Origin of the sequence: Piscinibacter sp. (genome assembly GCF_050175855.1) — a bacterium.
Classification (GTDB): domain Bacteria; phylum Pseudomonadota; class Gammaproteobacteria; order Burkholderiales; family Burkholderiaceae_C; genus Piscinibacter.
On sequence record NZ_JBFXIO010000455.1, the window covers coordinates 1 to 3704 of the forward strand.

Here is a 3704-nt window from a genome sequence, read left to right on the forward strand (position 1 = left end):
TCGGCGAACAGCACGTTGGGGTCGAGGTTGCCCTGCAGCGCCACGCGGTCACCGGTGAGGCGGCGCGCCAGGCCGAGGTTCATCGTCCAGTCGAGCCCGACGACGTCCGGTGCGACCCCGTTCACTTCGGCCGCGATCTGCTCGATCCACAGTCCGCCTCCCTTGGTGAAGACGATGTGCGGGATGCGCGCGCCGGCGTGCTCGCGCTTGAGCTTCGCCAGCACGCGGCGGTTGTAGGCCAGACTGAATTCCTGGAAGGCGCCGTCGGCGAGCACGCCGCCCCAGCTGTCGAACACCATCACCGCCTGCGCGCCGGCCTCGATCTGCGTGTTGAGGTACAGCGCCACCGCCTCGGCGTTGATCTCGAGGATGCGGTGCATCAGGTCGGGCCGACGGTACATCATCGACTTCACGAGCCGGTAGTCATCGGAGCCCGCCCCTTCAACCATGTAGCAGGCCAGCGTCCAGGGGCTGCCCGAGAAGCCGATCAGCGGCACGCGGCCGTTGAGCGCACGGCGGATCGACGTGACCGCGTCGAACACGTAGCGCAGCTTGTCCATGTCGGGCACGGCGAGCTTGGCCACTGCCGCTTCGTCGCGAACCGCATGGGCGAAGCGCGGGCCCTCGCCGATCGCGAAGCTCAGGCCCAGGCCCATGGCGTCGGGAATCGTGAGGATGTCGCTGAACAGGATGGCCGCGTCCAGCGCGTAGCGGTCCAGCGGCTGCAGTGTCACGTCGGTGGCGAACTGCGTGTTGGTGGCCAGCCCCATGAAGCTGCCGGCCTTGGCGCGCGTGTCGCGGTACTCGGCGAGGTAGCGGCCGGCCTGGCGCATCAGCCACACCGGAGTGTGCTCGGTGGGCTGGCGCAGGCAGGCGCGCAGGAAGCTGTCGTTCTGGAGAGGGGCAAACATGGGTCGATTATCACGCCCATAATCTTCGGGTCCCCTGAGGAGAAGCCCATGCGCGCGAGCAACGTCCTGCAGACCATCGGCCATACGCCGCACATCCGCATCAACCGCCTGTTCGGTGCCACTCACGAGGTGTGGATCAAGAGCGAACGCTCCAACCCGGGCGGCTCGATCAAGGACCGCATCGCGCTGGCGATGGTCGAGGCCGCCGAGGCCTCGGGGGCGCTCAAGCCCGGCTCGACGATCATCGAGCCGACTTCGGGCAACACCGGCGTCGGCCTGGCGATGGTGGCGGCGGTGAAGGGCTACAGGCTGATCCTGGTGATGCCCGACAGCATGAGCGTCGAGCGACGCCGGCTGATGCTTGCCTACGGCGCGACCTTCGAGCTCACGCCACGCGAGAAGGGCATGAACGGCTCGATCGCCCGCGCCAAGGAGCTGCTCGCCGCCACGCCGAACTCGTGGATGCCCCAGCAGTTCGAGAACCCCGCCAACATCGACGTGCATGTGCGCACCACCGCCGCGGAGATCGCGGCCGACTTTCCCGAGGGGCTGGATGCGCTGATCACTGGCGTCGGCACCGGCGGCCACCTCACCGGCTGCGCCAAGGTGCTCAAGGCGAAGTGGCCGAAGCTCAAGGTGTTCGCGGTGGAGCCGGCGGCCTCGCCGGTGATCAGCGGCGGCAAGCCGAGCCCGCACCCGATCCAGGGCATCGGCGCGGGCTTCATCCCGGCCAACCTTCACACCGACGTGCTCGACGGCGTGATCCAGGTCGAGGCCGAGGCTGCGCGCGAGATGGCCCGGCGCAGCGCGCGCGAGGAAGGGCTGCTGGTGGGCATCTCCTCGGGCGCCACGCTGGCGGCCATCGCGCAGAAGCTGCCCGAGCTGCCGGCCGGCGCGCGCGTGCTCGGCTTCAACTACGACACCGGCGAGCGCTACCTCTCCATCGACGGGTTCCTGCCCACCGAGTGAACAAGCCCGCCATCCTCATCGTCGAGGACGAGTCCGGCATCGCCGACACGCTGCAGTACGCGCTCTCGACCGACGGCTTCGATCCGCACTGGGTGGCCACCGGCGAGGCGGCACTGGCGAGGCTGCGCGAGGCGCCCGCGGCGCTGGTCATCCTCGACGTGGGGCTGCCCGACATGAACGGCTTCGAGGTGTTCAAGCGCATCCGCGCGTTCAGCGAGGTGCCGGTGGTGTTCCTCACGGCGCGGGCCGACGAGATCGACCGCGTCGTCGGCCTCGAGCTCGGAGCCGACGACTACGTCGCCAAGCCCTTCTCGCCGCGCGAACTGGTGGCCCGCGTCCGCACCATCCTGCGCCGTGCCGCCAAGGCTGCCACGGCGAGCCCGCCGCCGCTGCCCTTCGCGGTCGACGAAGGCCGCCGCCAGATCCGCTTCTACGGCCGGCCGCTGGAGCTGTCGCGCTACGAGTACGGGCTGCTCAAGACGCTGGTCGAGCGGCCCGGCCACGTCTACAGCCGCGACGTGCTGCTCGACAAGGTGTGGGACACGAGCAGCGAGAGCCTGGACCGCACGGTGGACGCCCACGTGAAGACGCTGCGCGCCAAGCTCAAGGCGATCGCGCCGGGGCTGGAGCCGATCCGCACCCACCGCGGCAGCGGCTACGCGCTGGCCGAGGACCTGCCCGCGGCACTGTCATGAGTCGCAGGACCGTCGTCTTCGCCGGCATCCTGCTGGCCTACGCGATCGCCGTGGGCGTGCTCATGTTCCGGCTGCTGGCCGACATCGACCCGCGCTATCGCGAATCGGCCGAGGAGTCGCTGGTCGAGACGGCACACCTGCTGGCCGCGCTGGTCGAGCAGCACAGCGTCGACGGCCAGCTCGATGCCGAGCAGCTGCGCCCGGTGTTCCGCAGCGTCTACGCGCGCAGCTTCTCGGCGCGCATCTTCGACTTCGAGAAGACCGGCGTGGAGCTGCAGGCGCTGGTGATCGGCCGAGACGGCATCGTGCGCTTCGACTCGATCGGCCAGCGCGAGGGCGAGGACTTCTCGCAGTGGCGCGACGTGCGTGCGGCGCTCGCCGGCCAGTACCGCGCCCGCACCACACCGCGCATTCCCGGCGACGAACTCAGCTCGGTGATGTACGTGTCGGCGCCGGTGCGCGCAGGTGGAGAGATCGTCGGCGTGGTCAGCGTCGGCAAGCCGGTGCAGAGCCTGAACCAGTTCGTTGCCGCGGCGCGGCGCAAGACGATGCTGGTGGGTGCCACCTCGGTGGCGGCGGTGCTGGTGCTGGCGGCGATCCTGCTGGTGTGGCTGGTGCGGCCGTTCGGCCTGATGGCCGACTACGTGCGCTACGTACGCTCGCAGCGTTCGTTCAGCCTGCCGCGGCTGGGCCGCCGGGCGCTCGGCACCCTGGGCGCCGCCTACGACGAGATGCGCGACGCGCTCGCCGGCCGTCACTACGTGGCCGACTACGTGCAGACGCTCACCCACGAGCTGAAGAGCCCGCTGTCGGCCATCAAGGGCGCGGCCGAGCTGATGCAGGAGCCGGGCATGCCCGAGGCCGACCGTCAGCGCTTTGTCGCCAACATCGGCCGCGAGACGCAGCGCATCCAGGAGCTGGTCGACCGCATGCTGGAGCTGGCCGCGCTCGAGCAGCAACGCCGCCTGCCCAAGGCGGAGCCGGTGGCGCTGCGGCCGCTGCTCGAGGAGCTGGCCGCCAGCGCCGAAGCCAGCGGCGCCTCGCGCGGGTTGCGCGTCGAGCTGGCGGCGGGCGAAGCCGCCTGGGTCGAGGGCGAGGCCTTCCTGCTGCGCCGCGCGCTGGGCAACCT

At 70.4% G+C, this 3704-nt stretch carries 4 protein-coding genes; 3 read left to right on the plus strand and 1 reads right to left on the minus strand.

What is annotated here, in order from left to right:
* Positions 1 to 911 (minus strand): uroporphyrinogen decarboxylase (gene hemE / locus AB7U92_RS23715; protein ID WP_428582754.1); only part of this gene is annotated, 911 nt, incomplete at its 3' end.
* A 48-nt stretch (positions 912 to 959) separates the two neighbouring features.
* On the opposite strand from hemE, the gene cysK reads away from it, so the two are divergent.
* The 3 genes from cysK to creC form a co-directional block, all read left to right on the plus strand.
* Positions 960 to 1880: a cysteine synthase A gene (cysK, locus tag AB7U92_RS23720; RefSeq protein WP_428582756.1), complete on the plus strand. Its 921-nt coding sequence runs from the start codon at positions 960 to 962 to the stop codon at positions 1878 to 1880.
* Positions 1877 to 2575 carry a two-component system response regulator CreB gene (gene creB / locus AB7U92_RS23725; protein ID WP_428582758.1) on the plus strand — a complete coding sequence of 233 codons (699 nt, stop codon included), beginning with the start codon at positions 1877 to 1879 and terminating at the stop codon, positions 2573 to 2575. The genes cysK and creB overlap by 4 nt, the downstream gene beginning before the upstream one ends.
* The coding region (gene creC / locus AB7U92_RS23730) for a two-component system sensor histidine kinase CreC (RefSeq protein WP_428582760.1) at positions 2572 to 3704 on the plus strand (1133 nt) is incomplete at its 3' end. The genes creB and creC, both read left to right, overlap by 4 nt.